Genomic DNA, 1,841 nt, shown 5'->3' on the forward strand with positions numbered 1-1,841 from the left:
CCTGGCTACCCGATACGACAAAGCCCCGGAAAGCTACGAGGCCGGACTCCATCTGCGAGGCTCGATCATGTGGTTGAAGTTACTCACCCTAGCCACATGATCCGAACTCCGAACAGCTCTTAGGGCCTGTCCCGTGATCATGTGACGGGACGGTCGGTCTCAGGTGCGGGGGTCGGCACGGGCTCGGAGGAGCTGCGGACGTGCGCGGGTGTTAGCTTCCCTTCCCATGATGGAGCACCAGGACCAGACCAGGGCGGCCTACGAAGGGGTCGTCGAGCTGTATGCGTCGATGTTCGCTAATCGGTTGGAGACGCAGCCGTTCTCGCGGAACATGATCGGTACCTTCGCCGAGCTGGTACGCGAGACGGGGAATCTGCGGGCAGCCGACGTCGGGTGCGGGCCTGGACATCTGACGGCCATGCTGCACGACCTGGGGCTGGACGCTTTCGGGCTCGACCTCTCCCCGGGCATGGTCGACTACGCCCGGCGGGCCCATCCGGCGCTGCAGTTTGACGAGGCGCGGATGGAGGCCCTGCCGGTCGAGGACGGCGCGCTCGGCGGGGTGCTGGCCCACTACTCGATGATCCACACCCCTCCTGGGGAATTGCCCGCGCTGCTCGCCGAGCAGGTGCGTGTCCTGGCGCCAGGGGGCATGCTCCTGGTCTCGTTCTTCGCGACCGACGGATCGGAGCCGGTCCGCTTCGACCACAAGGTGACGCCCGCCTATAGCTGGCCGGTGGACCGGTTCGCCGAGTTGCTGGCCGGGGCCGGGCTCGTCCCGTTCGCCCGGCTGCTCCACGACCCGGCCTCCGAACGGGGCTTCCTCGACGCCCACCTGCTGGCCCGCCTCCCCTAGCGAGACAGTAGCCCGTGATCATGTGACGGGGTGGCGGAGCCAGATGCGGATCGAAGCGACGTCGATGGTGCCCTGGTAGATGCGTTCTCGCTGGTCGTAGCGGGTAGCGACGGCACGGTGCTGACGCAGCTTGTTGACGCAGCGCTCGACGGTGTTGCGTTCCTTGTAGGCATCGCGGTCAAAGACCGGTGGCCGGCCGCCTTTGGAGCCGTGGTTGACGCGGTGGGCGGCCTGGTCCTTCTTGACCGGAATGACGGCCTTAATGCCGCGTCGCCGCAGGTAGCGCCGGTTGGCGCGGGAGGAATGGGCCTTGTCGGCCAGGGCACGGGCCGGCCTCTTGCGAGGGCGGCCCACGCCGCGGCGGCGGATGCGGATGGACTCCATCAGCGCGAGGAACTTCGGGCAGTCGGCGTGCTGGCCAGGCGAGGTGAGCCGGGCGATCGGACGGCACCGCCGGTCGGCGACCAGATGGATCTTCGTTGTCAGGCCGCCCCGGGACCGTCCGAGCGCTTCCCGACCGCTTTTCGTCACCCGCTCGTGATCTTTACCGGCCCCTTTTGAGTGATGTCGACGGCCGGGGCTCGACGCGCCCCGGCCGCATGTTGGTGCGCCCGCACGATCGTGGAATCGGCGCTGACCGTCCAGTCCTGGCCCTCTGCTTCGTCGCACCCGACGCGCAGCCCGTCCAGGATCTGTTCCCACGTCCCGTCCAGTGACCAGCGGCGATGCCGGTTGTAGACCGTCTTCCACTTGCCGTAACACGGCGGCAGGTCCCGCCAGGCGCAGCTCGCTCGGGTCCGGAAGAACACCCCGTTAATCACCGTCCGGTGATCGCTCCACCTGGCACCATGCACGTTCTGCGCCGGCAACAGCGGCGCCAGCCGCGCCCACTCCTCATCCGTCAGATCATGACGCTTCAGCCGTTCATCATCCACACGGATGATCTACACCAAACCGCCAACAAAGATCACGGGACACGCCCTAG

General features: G+C 67.3%; 2 protein-coding genes. One reads left to right on the forward strand and one right to left on the reverse strand.

All coding sequences use genetic code 11. The features are described from left to right. The first annotated feature begins 226 nt into the window (after positions 1 to 226). On the forward strand, positions 227 to 856 hold the full coding sequence (locus FVE25_RS53585) for a class I SAM-dependent methyltransferase (RefSeq protein ID WP_148437513.1): 630 nt from the start codon (positions 227 to 229) through the stop codon (positions 854 to 856). Between the two features lie 18 nt (positions 857 to 874). On the opposite strand, the gene FVE25_RS53590 is transcribed toward FVE25_RS53585, so the two are convergent. Then, positions 875 to 1,776, reverse strand: a protein-coding gene (locus FVE25_RS53590) for an IS5 family transposase (protein ID WP_425489544.1) whose coding sequence is annotated in 2 segments (ribosomal slippage) — positions 875 to 1,426 and positions 1,429 to 1,776 — 900 coding nt in all. Because the reading frame shifts where the segments join, the coding sequence is not laid out codon by codon here. Positions 1,777 to 1,841: the final 65 nt, after the last annotated feature.

The sequence above is a fragment of the Nonomuraea typhae genome, assembly GCF_009760925.1.
GTDB classification, from domain to species: domain Bacteria; phylum Actinomycetota; class Actinomycetes; order Streptosporangiales; family Streptosporangiaceae; genus Nonomuraea; species Nonomuraea typhae.

What these genes read in the sequence shown, in the direction of transcription:
- FVE25_RS53585 (WP_148437513.1), top strand. Translation starts at nt 227, where the DNA reads ATGATGGAGCACCAGGACCAGACCAGGGCGGCCTACGAAGGGGTCGTC.